Consider the following 14,838-nt stretch of genomic DNA (forward strand, 5'->3'; position numbering starts at 1 on the left):
TACTGGCCCGCCATCCAGGAGTTGCCATGTCCCGTCCCCGCTGTATGCAGTGTCAGCGCCCGCTTAGCCACTGCCTGTGCCGGCTGATTCCGCGCCTGCCCAGTCAGACTCACCTGCTGATCCTGCAACACCCCGACGAGCAACGACATGCCCTGAATACGGCACGCCTGGCGGCGCTCGGGTTGCTCAACGCCCGCTTGGAAATCGGCGAGGTGTTCGCCGAACTGCCGGCCTGGCTCGACCAGGGCTATCGTGATTGCCTGCTGTTCCCGGGTGAGTCAGCCCGCGTGCTGCCGGTGCCGCTGCAGGGCGATGACCGGCCACTGCGCCTGATCGTGCCGGACGGTACCTGGCGCAAGGCGCGCCGACTGCTCTACTGCAATCCGCTGTTGCAGACGCTGCCGCGGGTCTGCCTGCCCAACGGTTTGTCCTCGCGTTATCGCCTGCGCAAGGCGCCGCTGGCAGGTGCCCTGTCGACTATCGAGGCGGTTGTCGTGGCGTTGCAGTTGCAGGAAGGCGAGGGGCGCTTTGCTGAACTGTTGGCGCCGTTCGAGGCGCTGATCGATGGGCAGATCGCCGCGATGGGCGATGCGCTGTACCAGCGTCATCATTCGCCTAAGACTACGCAGCCCGCCGATTAGCGCGGCAAGGTGGGCAGGCGCAGAATGTACAGGCTGACCAGGCTGGCGCTGATCAGCAGCAGTACGCGAACCCAGGGTACGGGTACCAGGTAGGCAGAGAAGAGGATGGACAGCCACATCAGGCCAATCGCATAGGCCTTGGCCCGGCGCGGAATACCCTGGCCGTTCAGGTAGTCGCGGACCCAGGGTCCCAGGTGACGGTGGTGGGTCAGCCACAGGTAGAAACGCTGTGAGCTGCGCATGAAGCAGGCGGCGGCCAGCAGCAGGAAGGGTGTGGTCGGCAGTACTGGCAGGAAAATCCCCAGCACGCCCAGCCCGACGCTCAACCAGCCCACTGTCAGGAGCAGCAGGCGGATCATTAGCGAGCGATGCGGGCGGGCCGCCATGCGCTACTCAGTGGTGACGCGGCTTGAGCAGTGCCGGCTTTTCTTCCGGCGCCTGGGTCAGCAGGAACAGGGCGGTGAGCACTTCGGGGATCTGCTCGACCATGCTGTCGACCAGGTCCTGGTCACGGGCGATTTCGGCAAACTCCGGCTGTTCGTCGAACAGCCCGGACGCCACCATGATCGGCAGCAGCAGTTCGCTGACTTCGTCTTCGGCATCCTCGAACCATACGGCTTCACGTAGGAACACGCCTTCCATGAAGCCGATGCACCAGCCGCGCAGGTCGGAGTCATCCGGCTCGTCGCCCAGGTCCAGGTCGCAAGGCAGCTCGGGTTCTTCTTCACCGGCCAGCTGACGGCTGATGTGGGTCTTGAGGTGAACCAGGGTGGCTTCGATCTCGTCGCGTTCGGCGTCGCTGCGGTAATGCGGCGGCTCGGCGAACAGGGCATCGATCCACTCGCGCTCGGCAACCGGCTCAGGGCAGATGGCCAGGGCGGTGAGGTAACCGTGGGCGGCAATGTAGTCCAGCGCCTGCTCGTGCAGGTCATCGGCATCGAGGAAGGCTTGCAAGCGGGACAGTTGCTCGGCGAAGGACATGGGTAACCACCTGGAAAGAATGCGAATGCTGATTCTAGCCCGCCTGTCGGGCAAAAGCACGGCCGCGCGCTGCGGCACGCTGGCTGGCGAGCCCCCCGCTGCAGGCCGCCTGGCGTATACTGCGCGGCCTGCTTTCGGGAGCCTGTATGTCTTCAGCTGCGCTACATATCCTCAAGGATGTTTTCGGTTACGACGCCTTTCGCGGTCAGCAGGCGGCGATTGTCGAGAGCGTGGCCGCAGGCGCCGATGCCCTGGTGCTGATGCCCACCGGCGGCGGCAAGTCGTTGTGCTATCAGGTGCCTGGCCTGTTGCGCGAAGGCTTGGCAGTGGTGGTCTCGCCGCTGATCGCCTTGATGGAAGACCAGGTCGCGACCCTCGATGAACTGGGCGTGGCGGCCGTGGCACTCAACTCGACACTGGGTGCCGACGAGCAGCGCGAGATCGCCGAGCGTATCCGTGTCGGGCAGATCAAGTTTCTCTACCTGGCTCCTGAGCGCCTGGTGCAGCCGCGCATGCTGGCTTTCCTGCAGCGCCTGCGGATTGCCCTGTTTGCCATCGACGAGGCGCACTGCGTCTCGCAATGGGGGCATGATTTTCGTCCCGAGTACCTGCAGTTGGGCCAGTTGGCCGAGCTGTTTCCCCAGGTGCCGCGCCTGGCCCTGACGGCCACCGCAGACAAGCGCACCCGCGAGGAAATCGTCCAGCGCCTGCAGCTGCAGGAGGCCCGGCGCTACCTGTCGAGTTTCGACCGGCCGAACATCTTTTACCGCATCCAGCCCAAGGATCAACCACGCAAGCAGTTGCTGGCCTTCCTCGCTGCGCGCAAGGGCGATGCCGGTATCGTCTATTGCCTGTCACGCAAGAAGGTCGAGGAAGTTGCCGAATTTCTCTCGGCACAGGGCTATCCGGCCTTGCCCTATCACGCCGGCTTGAGCAACGAGTTGCGGGCCTATCACCAGAAGCGCTTTCTCAACGAGGAAGGACTGATCATGGTGGCGACCATTGCCTTCGGCATGGGTATCGACAAGCCGAACGTGCGCTTCGTCTGCCACCTTGATCTGCCCAAGAGCCTGGAAGCGTACTACCAGGAAACCGGACGTGCCGGACGCGATGGGCTGCCCGCCGATGCCTGGATGGCCTATGGCCTGCAGGATGTGATTTTCCTCAAACAGATGCTCAGCAATTCCGAGGGTGACGAACGCCACAAACGGGTTGAGCAGCACAAGCTCGACGCCATGTTGGCGCTGTGTGAGGAAACCCGCTGTCGTCGCCAGGCGTTGCTGGCCTACTTCGATGAAGTGCTGGAGCAACCCTGCGGGCATTGCGATATCTGTGTCGATGGTGTGCAGACCTGGGACGCCAGCGAAGCGGCGCGCCAGGCGTTGTCGGCGATCTATCGCAGCGGCCAGCGTTATGGCGTCGGGCATCTGGTCGACATCCTGCTGGGACGTGACAACGAGAAGATCCGTAGTGCCGGACACCAGCATTTGTCGGTGTTCGGTGTCGGCAAGGGGCTGAGCGAAGCCGAATGGCGCACCCTGTTCCGTCAGCTGGTGGCGCGGGGTTTGGCGGACATCGATCTGGATGGCTACGGTGGCTTGCGTTTGACCGAGCAGTGTCGGCCGTTGTTGCGTGGCGAGGTGCAGCTGGAATTGCGCCGCGAGCCGCTGCCGAGCAAGACCGCCAAGCCGGCGGCCAGTGCGGCCAGCTCGCTGGTGCGTGGCGAGGAGCGGGTGCAGTGGGAAGCCTTGCGCAGTTTGCGCCGGCAACTGGCCGAAGAACACAGCGTGCCGCCCTACGTGATCTTTCCGGACGCCACCTTGCTGGAGATGCTGCGTCGCCAGCCGCGCTCGCTCAGTGACATGGCGCAGGTCAGCGGGGTCGGGGCGCGCAAGCTGGAGCGTTATGGCCAGGCCTTTCTTGACGTGCTGGCGGGTGATGGCGGCCCGGCAGCGGCCCGCGACCTGCGCCACGAACTGGTTAGCCTGGCACGTGCCGGCATGACTCCGGCGCAGATGGCCCGTCAGCTGCATTGCTCGGAGAAACAGGTGTATGCCCTGCTCGCCGAAGCACTGGCTGCCCAGCAGCTGAGCCTGGAGCAGGCCCTCGACCTGCCCGAAGCGCTGCGTGAGGAGCTGCAGGACGCCTTTCTCGATGGCGAGGGTGAACTGCCGGCTGTCAGCGAGCTGGCCGAACGCTTTGCCGGTCGTGTCGAGCTGGGCGTGCTGCATTGCGTGCGCGCCGCCTTGCAGGCCGAGTTCGAGCTGTAGTGCCGGGATTACGTGCTGGTGTGACGGGTAAAAGTTGATCGCCATCATGGGCGCTACGCAGCGCTGCGCTGGATAGTGCGCCCTACATTGACGATCAGTGCAGCGAGGCCTGTCTATGCATAACGAATTCTCCCAACGTCTGGCGGTGGTGACCGGTTGCAGCTCGGGCATTGGTCTGGAGGTCTGTCGTCTGCTCCTGGAAGCGGGCACGCGCGTGGTGGGCATGTCGCGCACCCTAGGGGAGCTGGCGCCCTTGCAGCACGCTTATCCGCAACAGCTGCACTGGCTGGCGGGTGACGTCACACAGCCGGCTGATTTGCAGGCCCTGGCGCGCTATGTACAGCCGCTGGGGGCGATTGATTATCTGGTGCCCAACGCCGGTATTGCCGAGTTGGCCGAGGGCGTTCAGCCGCAGGCCTTTGCCCGGCAATGGGCGGTGAATGGCGATGGGGCGCTGAATACCCTGGCGGTACTGCGCGGCCAGCTGGCCAGCCCGGCAGCGGTGGTTTTCATCGGCACCTTCCTGGTTCAGCGCAGCTTCCCTGGCCTGGCCGCCTATATTGCCAGCAAGGCCGCTCTGGTGGCCTATGCACGGACCCTGGCGGTGGAGTTGGCCGCGGCGCAGATTCGTGTCAATACGGTTTCCCCCGGTCCAACCGCCACGGCTATCTGGGGCAAGCTCGGCCTGCCGGAGGAGACCCTGGCCGCGGTGGCCAGCGGGGTTAACCAGCGCCTGCTGAGTGGCGAGTTCCTTGACGCGGCGGCGGTTGCCGAAGTGGTGCTGTTCCAGTTGTCGCGCGGTGCGCGGGGCGTGTGGGGGCAGGACTGGGTCGTGGATAACGGTTTCACCCTATCCTGAGCACTGGCCTGATTGGCCCCTGATTCTGGCCGTTTGGGTCGCTGCAGTGCGGCGGCCGCTCGGCTAGTCTGCGCCTGCCAGGCTGCGCACCACAGGCCTGTAGCAGAAGAGGGGGATAACCATGCAACCGCTGATCCAGGCCAATGGCCAGCCGCGTCTGGGGGTGTTCGATGTGCCGCCCGCGCAGGTCAACTACCGCGATTACGACCTGCGTAGTCCCATGGGGCGGCGTCTGGGCGCCCTGGCACGCTGGCGGCGTTTCCATCAGTTCCAGTATTTCGGGCTGATCAGCGACCAGTTGATCGGTGGTTGTGCGCTGGCCAATCTCAGCCTGCTGGGGGTGGGCTTCGTCTACCTGTTCCAGCCGGCTACCGGCCGCCTGCTGGAGCGCCGCTTCAAATTGCCGCTCGGCCTCGGCTGCGAATTTTCCCAGAATCCCCAGCAGGGTGTCTGCCAGCTGCGTTGGCGGGGCAATCTGTTGCGTCTGGAAAACCGGGCTGCCGGTGCCGAGAAGCATCTGCGGGTCGAGCTGGACGATGGTACCCAGATCGACGCTTCGTTCAGCGAAGCGCAGCCGCCATTCCAGCCGATGTGCATTGCCACGCCGATTGCCAACAACGGCTGGGCCTATGCGCAGAAGGTCGCCGGCGTGACCTGCAGCGGCCAGGTGCGCAGTGCCCTGGGCAACTTTGATCTGCAGGCCTTGCAGGCTTTTGCCCATCATGACTGGACGGCCGGTTTCCTGCGCCCGCAGACCTGCTGGAACTGGGCCTGCCTGTCCGGCGCGGTAGGCGGGCGACGACTGGGGCTCAACCTGTCCTGCGGGGTGAACGAGACCAGCTTCAGTGAAAACTGCCTGTGGCTGGATGGCCGGTTGTATCCGGTGTCCGGCGTACATTTTCAGTTCGACCGTCGCCAGCCACTGCAGCCCTGGCAGATTCGCTCCCAGGATGGCCAGGTCGAGCTGCGTTTCGAGCCGGCGGGCATGCATCATGAACGGGTGAATGCGCTGATTGTTGCAAGTGATTTCCGCCAGTTATTCGGCCGCTTCCACGGTGTGCTGCGGCCTGCGGGCGAGACAGCGGTGCCTTTGCAAGGCCAGTGGGGCTTTGTCGAGGACCAGTACGTCAAATGGTAGGCTGGGCCTTGCCGGTCTTCGACGTTATGCTTAGGCGACTAATTATTAGTTTTTGCTGGCAGGCGTTTGCATGTCTTACCCGGATCAACACCGTTTTGCGATGCAGCTGGCGCAGATGTCGCGCAGCTGGCGCGCCGAGATTGACCGTCGGCTGAATGACCTGGGCTTGTCCCAGGCACGCTGGCTGGTGCTCCTGCATCTGGGGCGCTTCGATCATCTGCCGACCCAGCGTGAGCTGGCCAAGAGCGTTGGCGTGGAAGGCCCGACCCTGGCGCGGCTGCTGGACTCGCTGGAGGCGCAAGGCTTGGTCGAGCGCCTGGCCGTGCCGGAGGACCGGCGCGCCAAGCAAGTGGCGCTGTGTGCCAAGGCCAAGCCGTTGATCGAGAAAATCGAAGCCATTTCCACCCAGTTGCGCCGTGAAGCCTTTGCCGGTATCGAGGCCGAAGACCTGCGCCGCTGTCAGCAGGTGCATGAGCGTATTCTTGGCAATCTGGCTAGGCTGGAGAAGCCTTGACGCTGCTGTCGGGAAGCTGACGCTTTTTTGTCATGTTCGTGCGGCAGTGCGCAAGTGCTTGATGGCATTGGGCCTGCAGGCTTGTGCAAAGCCGTTCGCGCTCAGGCATACTGCCAGCATTACAACAGGTCGCACTCTGTAGTCTCGGGTTGGCAAAACCCTCGCTGAGTCAGCGCCGTATCAATAGCAGGCCATTGGCAGCGCGTTGGCAAGATTGCCAGCGGCCGACAGGCGCATGTGCAATGCTGCGATGGCCAGGCGGGGCTACCCTGCCAGCGAAAGGCCGTCTGTGTGCGGCCGTGAAGGGAGGAAACATGGCTCAAGTGCGTACCTTGCTGTTGGCGATGCTGTCGGGTGGGATGCTCTACAGCACCGCTGCACAAGCGCTCAGCCTGGGCGAGATCAGCCTGCAGTCAGCCCTGTATCAGCCGCTGGTGGCGCGCATTGAGCTGGATGAGCTGAACGGCCTGGATACCAGCGATTTTCGTGTCAGCCTGGCTGGAGCGGATGCCTTCGAGCGGGCTGGCATCGTGCGCGAGGACTTCTTGCGGGAGCTGCGCTTCGTGCCCTCGATACGTGGGCGCTCCGGGTATATCGAAGTGCGCTCGAGTCGTGCGGTGCGTGAGCCTTATCTGAATTTCATCGTCGAGTTGGCTACGCCCAACTGGGTGCTGCTGCGCGAGTACACCGTGCTGCTCGATCCGCCGGGTAGCGCGCAGGCGCCACTGGCGTCCCTGCCCCAGGCCATGGCGGTGGCGCAGGCCGAGCTGGCACAGCGTGCTGCAGTGCCTGTGGCTCCAGCGGCGGAGCGCGGTCTGCGTTATGTGGTGCAGTCAGGGGACAGCCTGTGGCGTATCGCCCAGCGCTATGTGCAGGCCGGCAGCACGCTCAGCCAGCAGCAGTTGATGGACGGTATCCACGCACTCAACCCGCAAGCCTTTAGCCAGGGCGCCGGTGGCCTGCGCATCGGCACCTCGCTGTTGTTGCCGGATGCTGCGCAGGTGCACAGCAGTGGCCCGGCACTCAGCGAAGACCCGCTGCCAATCCCGCGCCCGCCGAGCGAGCCGGTGCCGTTGTCGGCACCGGAAAGCCGTAGCCAGGCACTCGAAGGCCTGCCTGTCGGGCGTCCCGAGGAACTGCTGGTAAAAGCCCCGCAGCAGGCCGAGGCAGAGCAGGCCGCGCCGCCGCAGGAGACTCCGCAGGCCAGTGCCGAGTTGCTCAACCTGCGCGCGCAGTTGGATGGCTTGCTGGCCAATCAGGCCACTGAGCGTGAGCAGCGGCGTAGCGACATGCAGGCCCTGCAGGCACGGCTGGATGAAATGCAGCAGTTGGTGATCGAAAAAGACCGCCAGGTGGCCGAGCTGCAGCAACAGCTGCAGGCGGCCTTGAGCCTGGCGCAGCAAGCCCAGGGCAGTTGGCTGCAGTCGCCCCAGGCCCCTTATGCCCTGGGCATGGGTGGGCTGCTGATGCTGTTGCTCAGTAGTTTGACTGGCTGGCTGCTGGGGCGTCGGCGCACGTCGCCGGTTTCTGCGCCTATTGAAGTGCGTCCTGCGCCGCTGCCGGCGGTCAACCGCGCGCAACCCAGCGTGGCGGAGACACGCCTGACGGCGCCCACTCCGCCCCTCAAGACGGGGCCTGCCAAGCAACAGGACGTGCTGGAGGCGGTGAATATCTACCTGACCTACGGCAACCTGACGCAGGCGTTGAATACCCTGCAGCAGGCACTGCAACAGGAGCCGCAGCGTCAGGACCTGCAACTGCGTCTGCTTGATGTCTACGGCCTGCAGGGCAATGCCGAGGCGTTCCAGGCGCGTTACGAGCAGTTGTTGGCCAGCGGCGTGAGTGCCGAACAGTTGCAAAAGATTCGCGATGCCTATCCCCAGCTGCAGGCACAGGACAGCGAAGTGCTGTTCGACGAGCTGGTTTTGGATATTCGCGAACCTGAAGCCGCGAGCGAAGCGCAACAGACGACGCCGTCCCAGGAGGGCGAGTTCACCCTCAATCTTGACGAATTGAGCCTGGATGCCGACTGGGATCTGGTTTCCCCCTTTGCGCCTCCTGCTGAAGTAGCTGAGCGTAAGAAGGCGGCGGCTCCGGTGTTTCGTAGCAACCTGCACGAGCTGCCGGAAGTCGAGGAAGTGCACCACGACGAGCATCCGCTATTCGCCGGGCGTCTTGCCAGCAACGACGATCCGGTACTGGAACTGGACGATCTGCCCGAGCTGGCGGAAAACCGCGACACCCTGGGTAAGCTGCGTCTGGCCATGAGCCTTATCGAGCGTGATGAGATCGCCATGGCCTGCAGCGTGCTCAACGAGGTCATCATCGAGGGCGATAGCCAGCAGCAGGAAGAGGCCCGCGAACTGCTGGCACGGATTGCCTGAGATGAGCACGTCGCGCGCTGAAATCGAAATCACCTATTGCAGCCAGTGTCAGTGGTTGTTGCGGGCTGCCTGGCTGGCTCAGGAGTTGCTCAGTACCTTTGCCGACGACCTGGGGCGAGTCAGCCTGGTGCCAGGGCGTGGCGGGGTATTTCGTATTACCTGCGATGGCCAGCAGATCTGGGAGCGTCAGGCAGACGGTGGTTTTCCCGAAGCCAAGCTACTCAAGCAAAGGGTCCGCGACTGCATCGACCCGCAGCGTTCGCTGGGGCATAACGACCGCTGAGTTCAGCGCTGCAGGCGTGCCGAAAGCAGCGTAGCCAGGACTATCAGTACAGAGCCAAACAGCATGCGCAGCCCTGGCTGCTCTTGGAACAGCCACCAGGCCAGGAGAATGCCGTAGACCGGCTCCAAAGCGAACACCACCGAGGCCGTACGCGCATTCAGTACGCTCAGGCTGGCAACGAACAGGCTGTGTGCCAGCGCGGTACACAATACGCCCAGCAAGGCCAGCCACAGCCAGTCCACGGCGCGTATCTCAAGTAGCAGCGGTGCTGCCATGGGCAGGCTGACCAGCAGGATGGTCAGGCTTTGCCAAAAAGCTGCCTGGGCCGGGGCAACGCCGGGCGTAGTGGCGCGATTGCTAACGGACAGGGCGGCGAATAGCAAGCCGGACAAAACCGCCCAGAGCAGTCCCTGGCTGGTACTGGCCTCCAGGGAGAAGGTAGGGGTGACCAGCAGCAAACCACAGCAGACCAGGGCAACCACCAGCCACTCTGCGCGCTGGATACGCTCACCAAATAGCAGTGCCTCCAGCAGCACGGTAAAGGCGGGAAAACTGGCAAAGCCCAGGGTGGCTAAGGCTACCCCGGAAATCTTGATAGCTACGAAAAAGCTCCACCAGTGGCCGCCCAGCAATAGCCCGGCGCCACACAGGGCGAGGATACGCAGTGCGCCTGGGCGTGCCTGGCTGCCCTGCCGCCAGGCCAGGGGGGCCAGGGCAAGCACGGCGAACAGGGCTCGTCCACAAACGATCACCAAAGGCGCGGCCAGAGCCAGTTTGCCGAAGATACCGGACAGCCCAAAGCACAGCGCGCCGATATGCAGGGCGATCAGGGCCTGGCGAGGGGTGAGGTGTGGGGACATGGCAGCACTCCAGCGGGCTGCCCAGTCTAGGCGCTAGGGGAACTGCTGTCTGTCGCGCAACTCGCGGATATTGTCGCGTGCCTGCTGACGGTAGTGGCGTGGCGAACAACCCGTATCGCGCAGCATGGCGGCACTGAAGGCGCTTTGCGAGGTGTAGCCACAGCGCACGGCGATTTCACCCAGGCTCAGTGTGCTGTGCAGCAACAGCTGGCGGGCCAGGCGTAGACGACGCTGGCGAACCAGGGCCATCGGGGTCAGGCCGGTTTCGGCGAGCAGACGGGCATGCAGGCGGGCGTTGGACAGGCCGCAGCAGCGCGCCAAATCGGCGACTTGCAGGGGATGGGCACAATGCCGGTCGACAAAGGCATACAGCTTGGCCAGTGGCAACTGCTGGGCCAATGGGCCGGCCAGCGGCGCGTGCAGGCAGGTTAGCAGCAACGCAGCGCCCTGCTCGGCGAGCAGCGGGTTATCCAGCGGACTATGTGCCAGCCAGTCCAGCAACTGCTGCTGATGGGCATTCAGTTGCACCTGGCTGACCTGGGTGAGCAGGCGTCGGCTGGCATCGGCTTGCTCACCCAGACGCAAATCCAGCCAGTCTTCGCTGGGCACATCGAGTACCAGGCAATCACTGCCGGCAGCGCTGAAACAGGCATGGGCCATCCCGGCAGGCACCACGGCCAGCTGGCTATTGCCCAGGCACTGGCCATGTCCGGCTATTTCCAGGTGCAACTGGCCCTGCAAGCCGAACACCAGCTGGGCGTGGCTGTGCTGGTGGGCCAGGTATTCCTGATGGTAGTGACGCACGGAGAGCATCGTGCTGCTCGCTGCAAGACTGAACAGGGCGTGGATTGTCACGCACTTGCCCTGTCTTCGTCATCCGCTGGTCACGAGCGCCGCTTATGGTCGGCAAAAACCACCGAGGCGAGCCCATGAGCACAGCCAAGCCGGCAACTATGCTGCGCAAGCAGCGTGTCCGTACCCTGTGGATTTCCGACGTGCACCTGGGCACGCGCGATTGCCAGGCCGATCGCCTGGCGGCCTTTCTCAAACGCTATCAAGCCGAGCGCATCTATCTGGTCGGCGACATCATTGATGGCTGGAAGCTGCGCAGCGGGATTTATTGGCCGCAAAGCCACAGCAATGTGATCCGCCGTCTGCTGACCATGAGCAAGCGTGGCTGCGAGGTCATCTACGTCACCGGCAACCATGATGAGTTCCTGCGGCGCTATTCACGCCTGGTGCTGGGCAATATCCAGCTGGTCGACGAAGCGTTGCATGAAACCGCCGATGGCCGGCGCCTGCTGGTGATCCATGGCGATCAGTTCGACGTGATCACGCGCTACCACCGCTGGCTGGCGTTCCTCGGTGATAGCGCCTACGAAGTCACCCTGACCCTCAATCGCTGGCTGAACCACTGGCGCGAGCGCTGGGGCTATGGCTACTGGTCGCTCTCGGCTTATCTCAAGCACAAGGTCAAGACAGCTGTCAATTTCATCAGCGACTTCGAGGAAGCGATTGCCCACGAGTGCGTCAAGCGGGGTTTCGATGGTGTGGTGTGCGGGCATATCCACCATGCGGAAATCCGTGAGGTGGGTGGCGTGACCTATCACAACTGTGGTGACTGGGTAGAGTCCTGTTCGGCACTGATCGAGCACCGCGATGGGCGCATAGAGCTCTACCGCCTGGCCGAATCGAGCAGCACGCTGCCGTTGCCGGTGGTGGGGGAGGCGGCATGAGAATTCTCCTGGTCAGCGATGCCTGGCTACCCCAGGTCAATGGCGTGGTCACCAGCCTGCAGGCACTGGTCGCGCAGTTGCGCGACATGGGCCATTGGGTCAAGGTGATTAGCCCTGCTGATTTTCGCTGCCTGCCTTGTCCTGGCTACGGTGAAATCGGCCTGGCCTGGAATCTTTGGCGGCTCGGGCCGATGATTCGCGAGTTTCGTCCTGACTGCGTGCATATCGCGACCGAGGGGCCGCTGGGCTGGGCGGCGCGAGGCTGGTTACGCCGCCGTGGCTTGCTGTTTACCACGGCGCTGCACACGCGCTTCGCCGATTACGTCAAGGCGCGCTGGCCGTGGCTGCCCTTACGCCTGGGCATCGCCTACCTACGCTGTTTCCACCGGCCCAGCCAGGCGATCCTGGTCAGCACCCCGCGCTTGCAGGAGGAATGCCTGAGCTGGGGGTTGGGGCAAGCCAGCCTGTGGCACAAGGGCGTGGATAGCCAGCTGTTTCATCCCGGCTCGCCTGCGGCGGCCGAGTCGCCGCTGTTTCTGTATGTCGGCCGCTTGGCGGCGGAAAAGAACCTGTCTGCCTTTCTGGAGCTGGATTTGCCAGGGCGTAAATGCGTGGTGGGGGACGGGCCGCAGCGTACCGCGTTGCAACAGGCCTATCCGCAGGTGGAGTTTCGCGGCTATCTGCAGGGCCAGGCGCTGGCCGATGCCTATCGACAGGCCAGCGTGCTGGTATTCCCCTCGCGTACCGATACCTATGGCCTGGTGATGCTGGAAGCCATGGCTTGCGGCACGCCCGTGGCGGCCTTCGCCGTGCCCGGCCCGCTGGACATTGTGCAGCAGGGCGTGACCGGCTACCTGGCCGATGATCTGGCAGAGGCCTGCCTGGCTGCCGTGCAGCTGGATCGCCAGGACTGCGCGCGTTGGGCCGCTACGCTGGGTTGGCGTAGCAGTGCCGAAGTGTTCCTGGCTGCCCAGCAGCGTCTGGAGGGTGACCCGCTGGGGCAGTGGCAGGTGGTCTAAACAACGTCCTTGCTGACGCGTTGGCCTGCTTTTGCCGGAGTTTTTGGTTTACTGATCGCTGTACTCTTGCCAGACATTCTTCAGCTCGATGAACGCACTGATACCCTGGCTCCTTCATACCAAGGCAAGCAGCAGCGCGGTAGCGTTGCATTTGCGCTGGGTAATCATGGACATGGCGAACCTCGGCAGTCGGTGTTCATAACACGGAGGCGGGCTGGTCTGTTGCAGGGCCGAATACGCTCAGGTATCTGCCAGCACCCTGTCTGGCACGTGGCGACAGGCGTGCACAGCCAGCCGGCAATGAGGCCTAAGCGAGGACTGTGCCAGGTTGCTGGGGGGCTGGGACGCCCTGAGCGCATGGCTGCTGCAGGGCTGGCGGAGGGCTGCCGGCAGAGGCAGGCTCTGGTTCAGGAAGCACTGTGGTGGGGCGGTTGCGCGCAGTTGTGCTCAGCTATCAGGCAGCTTGCGGTTTAGAAAATGACCTTGTCGCGCAGTTTTTCCGCCGCCTGCTGCAAGGCCGCGATGACTTTTTCCTTGTCATAGTTCTGGATGCCGTTGGTATCCAGGTACATGGAAAAGCCGGGCAGTTCGTGCTCCACATAGCTGGACTTGGCGCCCAGATCGCGGCGATGGTCGACCACCTCGTAGATTTGTACCGGACGACTGAAGCCCTTGACGTTGATCTGGCCCATGTCACGGCACATGATCAGGTCCTTGACCAGCGAGTAGGTCTCGTGGGAGATGAGGATCTGACCTTCGCTGGCAGCACTTTCCAGGCGGCTGGCGAGGTTCACTTCGCGGCCGATGATGGTGTAGTCCATGCGTGTATCGGCGCCAAAGTTGCCGACCGTACAGTAGCCAGTGTTGATGCCCATGCGAATTTCCAATGGCTTGGTGATGCCCTGGGCCCGCCACTGCTGGCGCAGTACTTTCATGTGTTTGCGCATGGCAATGGCCATCGCTACGGCATTCAGCGCATCCTTCTTGGCACCCTGGCTGGTGGGATCGCCGAAGAACACCATCACGCAGTCGCCGACAAACTTGTCGATGGTGCCGCCATGCTTGAGGGCAATCTTCGACATCTCGTTGAGGTAGGTGTTGAGCAGGTCGGTGAGTGCTTCGGCTTCCAGTTCCTCGGACAGTTCGGTGAAACCTTTGATATCGGAAAAAAACACCGTGAGCTTCTTGCGCTGAGTTTCCAGGCGCACGCTCTTTTTGCCGCTGAAGATCATTTCCCAGACCTGTGGCGACAGGTACTTGGCCAGGTTGCGGGCCAGCCGGGCAGCCTTTTCCTGTTCGCGTTTGATCTCGCCACGGGCTTGCGCAAGGTGCAGGCCCTGCTGATGGACGAAATAGGCGGAAATGCAGATGTACAGAGTGGCAAAGGCGATGCCCACCAAGGCCACTAAGGGGGGGCTGGCGAACAGGGGTTGTGGCTGTAGCAGCACGCCGCCCAGCAGCAGGGTGCTGACGAAGGCCAGCAGTGACAGGCCCAGATAACGCAGGCCTCCGACGATCAGTGAGCTGAAACTCATGGTCAGCACGAACAACAGGCTGGGCACCACCGAGAAGCCCAGCAAGACACTGCCCAGCCCGGCATGCAGGGCATCGGTCAGCAGCAAAAGGGTGGCGGTCTGGCTACGGTAGTCCTGCTTGAAACGCAGGCTGATCTGATGAGCCAGATGCGGGTAGAGCAGGGCGTAGGGTACCAGCCAGAGAATATCGTAACTAAAGTGCTGGATGCTGGTGCCGGCGGCAATGCAGGCCGCTCCCACCATGTAGGCCAGCACGCGTGAATAGTACTCGCGCATGGGTGGCGTAGGCAGGCGATGGGTGCGCTCGGCGACGCTGTTTTTTGGAATGCTCATGGGGTCCCTGTGTACTGAACGGCGCCTCTGCCGGGCGCTCGGTGCCGGGATTGGCCGGCCTTTGCTGATCATACCGAGGCTGGCGCTACCTGGCCAAGTTTGCCTGCCCGGCGGCCGCCGCTACGACTAAGGTGCAATGGCCTGCATCACGCGAAAAGCGTGAAATGCGCATATCCCGCTCCTGCGAGCTGTGGATGCAAGCGTTTCTGTCATTCCTCCCCGGAATGCGACTTCTGGCGCCCCTGGTGGGCGCTATTTTTTTGCCTGTCGAACATGCCATGCTGG

General features: G+C 63.4%; 14 protein-coding genes. 9 read left to right on the forward strand and 5 right to left on the reverse strand.

Annotated features, from left to right (window positions below):
• Positions 1–26: 26 nt before the first annotated feature.
• A complete protein-coding gene (locus CW360_RS00785) occupies positions 27–641 on the forward strand; it encodes a tRNA-uridine aminocarboxypropyltransferase (protein WP_101192412.1) in 615 nt (204 codons plus the stop codon).
• Here CW360_RS00785 and CW360_RS00790 read toward each other — a convergent pair.
• The gene (locus CW360_RS00790; protein WP_101192413.1) at positions 638–1,027 is read right to left on the reverse strand and encodes a YbaN family protein; all 390 of its coding nucleotides are present in this window, start codon (positions 1,025–1,027) and stop codon (positions 638–640) included. The two genes, CW360_RS00785 and CW360_RS00790, sit on opposite strands and share 4 nt — an antisense overlap.
• Positions 1,028–1,034: 7 nt before the next feature.
• Complete coding sequence (locus CW360_RS00795; protein WP_093985786.1) at positions 1,035–1,622, reverse strand: UPF0149 family protein; 588 nt, start codon at positions 1,620–1,622, stop codon at positions 1,035–1,037.
• A 146-nt stretch (positions 1,623–1,768) separates the two neighbouring features.
• Here CW360_RS00795 and recQ point away from each other — a divergent pair, with 146 nt between their 5' ends.
• The 6 genes from recQ to CW360_RS00825 all read left to right on the forward strand — a co-directional run bounded on the left by recQ (position 1,769) and on the right by CW360_RS00825 (position 9,070).
• Positions 1,769–3,892: a DNA helicase RecQ gene (gene recQ, locus CW360_RS00800; protein WP_101192414.1), complete on the forward strand. Its 2,124-nt coding sequence runs from the start codon at positions 1,769–1,771 to the stop codon at positions 3,890–3,892.
• A gap of 115 nt (positions 3,893–4,007) precedes the next feature.
• On the forward strand, positions 4,008–4,751 hold the full coding sequence (locus CW360_RS00805) for an SDR family NAD(P)-dependent oxidoreductase (protein ID WP_093985784.1): 744 nt from the start codon (positions 4,008–4,010) through the stop codon (positions 4,749–4,751).
• A gap of 121 nt (positions 4,752–4,872) precedes the next feature.
• Positions 4,873–5,889, forward strand: coding sequence for a DUF2804 domain-containing protein (locus tag CW360_RS00810; protein ID WP_101192415.1), 1,017 nt, complete (start codon positions 4,873–4,875; stop codon positions 5,887–5,889).
• Between the two features lie 70 nt (positions 5,890–5,959).
• Positions 5,960–6,403, forward strand: a complete 444-nt coding sequence (locus CW360_RS00815) for a MarR family transcriptional regulator (RefSeq protein ID WP_093985782.1) — start codon at positions 5,960–5,962, stop codon at positions 6,401–6,403.
• A gap of 314 nt (positions 6,404–6,717) precedes the next feature.
• The gene (locus CW360_RS00820; protein ID WP_170307337.1) at positions 6,718–8,787 is read left to right on the forward strand and encodes a FimV/HubP family polar landmark protein; all 2,070 of its coding nucleotides are present in this window, start codon (positions 6,718–6,720) and stop codon (positions 8,785–8,787) included.
• Between the two features lies 1 nt (position 8,788).
• Positions 8,789–9,070, forward strand: a complete 282-nt coding sequence (locus CW360_RS00825) for an Rdx family protein (protein WP_093985780.1) — start codon at positions 8,789–8,791, stop codon at positions 9,068–9,070.
• Positions 9,071–9,072: 2 nt separating this feature from the next.
• Here the strand turns inward: CW360_RS00825 and CW360_RS00830 are convergent, their stop codons facing one another.
• Together CW360_RS00830 and CW360_RS00835 are read right to left on the reverse strand one after the other, a co-directional pair.
• Positions 9,073–9,930: a DMT family transporter gene (locus CW360_RS00830; RefSeq protein WP_101192417.1), complete on the reverse strand. Its 858-nt coding sequence runs from the start codon at positions 9,928–9,930 to the stop codon at positions 9,073–9,075.
• A gap of 33 nt (positions 9,931–9,963) precedes the next feature.
• On the reverse strand, positions 9,964–10,743 hold the full coding sequence (locus CW360_RS00835; protein ID WP_101192418.1) for a helix-turn-helix domain-containing protein: 780 nt from the start codon (positions 10,741–10,743) through the stop codon (positions 9,964–9,966).
• A 116-nt stretch (positions 10,744–10,859) separates the two neighbouring features.
• Here CW360_RS00835 and CW360_RS00840 point away from each other — a divergent pair, with 116 nt between their 5' ends.
• On the forward strand, positions 10,860–11,666 hold the full coding sequence (locus tag CW360_RS00840; RefSeq protein ID WP_101192419.1) for a UDP-2,3-diacylglucosamine diphosphatase: 807 nt from the start codon (positions 10,860–10,862) through the stop codon (positions 11,664–11,666).
• Positions 11,663–12,685, forward strand: coding sequence for a glycosyltransferase family 4 protein (locus tag CW360_RS00845; protein WP_101192420.1), 1,023 nt, complete (start codon positions 11,663–11,665; stop codon positions 12,683–12,685). Before CW360_RS00840 ends, CW360_RS00845 begins: the two co-directional genes overlap by 4 nt.
• A gap of 470 nt (positions 12,686–13,155) precedes the next feature.
• Here the strand turns inward: CW360_RS00845 and CW360_RS00850 are convergent, their stop codons facing one another.
• Positions 13,156–14,496: an adenylate/guanylate cyclase domain-containing protein gene (locus CW360_RS00850; protein WP_093985852.1), complete on the reverse strand. Its 1,341-nt coding sequence runs from the start codon at positions 14,494–14,496 to the stop codon at positions 13,156–13,158.
• Between the last annotated feature and the right edge of the window lie 342 nt (positions 14,497–14,838).

It is taken from the genome of Pseudomonas fluvialis (assembly GCF_002835605.1).
Classification (GTDB): Bacteria; Pseudomonadota; Gammaproteobacteria; order Pseudomonadales; family Pseudomonadaceae; genus Aquipseudomonas; species Aquipseudomonas fluvialis.

Bases quoted from the DNA above. Each gene is read 5' to 3' on its own strand.
- CW360_RS00785 (WP_101192412.1), top strand. From the start codon at position 27: ATGTCCCGTCCCCGCTGTATGCAGTGTCAGCGCCCGCTTAGCCACTGC.
- CW360_RS00790 (WP_101192413.1), bottom strand. From the start codon at position 1,027: ATGGCGGCCCGCCCGCATCGCTCGCTAATGATCCGCCTGCTGCTCCTG.
- CW360_RS00795 (WP_093985786.1), bottom strand. From the start codon at position 1,622: ATGTCCTTCGCCGAGCAACTGTCCCGCTTGCAAGCCTTCCTCGATGCC.
- recQ (WP_101192414.1), top strand. From the start codon at position 1,769: ATGTCTTCAGCTGCGCTACATATCCTCAAGGATGTTTTCGGTTACGAC.
- CW360_RS00805 (WP_093985784.1), top strand. From the start codon at position 4,008: ATGCATAACGAATTCTCCCAACGTCTGGCGGTGGTGACCGGTTGCAGC.
- CW360_RS00810 (WP_101192415.1), top strand. From the start codon at position 4,873: ATGCAACCGCTGATCCAGGCCAATGGCCAGCCGCGTCTGGGGGTGTTC.
- CW360_RS00815 (WP_093985782.1), top strand. From the start codon at position 5,960: ATGTCTTACCCGGATCAACACCGTTTTGCGATGCAGCTGGCGCAGATG.
- CW360_RS00820 (WP_170307337.1), top strand. From the start codon at position 6,718: ATGGCTCAAGTGCGTACCTTGCTGTTGGCGATGCTGTCGGGTGGGATG.
- CW360_RS00825 (WP_093985780.1), top strand. From the start codon at position 8,789: ATGAGCACGTCGCGCGCTGAAATCGAAATCACCTATTGCAGCCAGTGT.
- CW360_RS00830 (WP_101192417.1), bottom strand. From the start codon at position 9,930: ATGTCCCCACACCTCACCCCTCGCCAGGCCCTGATCGCCCTGCATATC.
- CW360_RS00835 (WP_101192418.1), bottom strand. From the start codon at position 10,743: ATGCTCTCCGTGCGTCACTACCATCAGGAATACCTGGCCCACCAGCAC.
- CW360_RS00840 (WP_101192419.1), top strand. From the start codon at position 10,860: ATGAGCACAGCCAAGCCGGCAACTATGCTGCGCAAGCAGCGTGTCCGT.
- CW360_RS00845 (WP_101192420.1), top strand. From the start codon at position 11,663: ATGAGAATTCTCCTGGTCAGCGATGCCTGGCTACCCCAGGTCAATGGC.
- CW360_RS00850 (WP_093985852.1), bottom strand. From the start codon at position 14,496: ATGCGCGAGTACTATTCACGCGTGCTGGCCTACATGGTGGGAGCGGCC.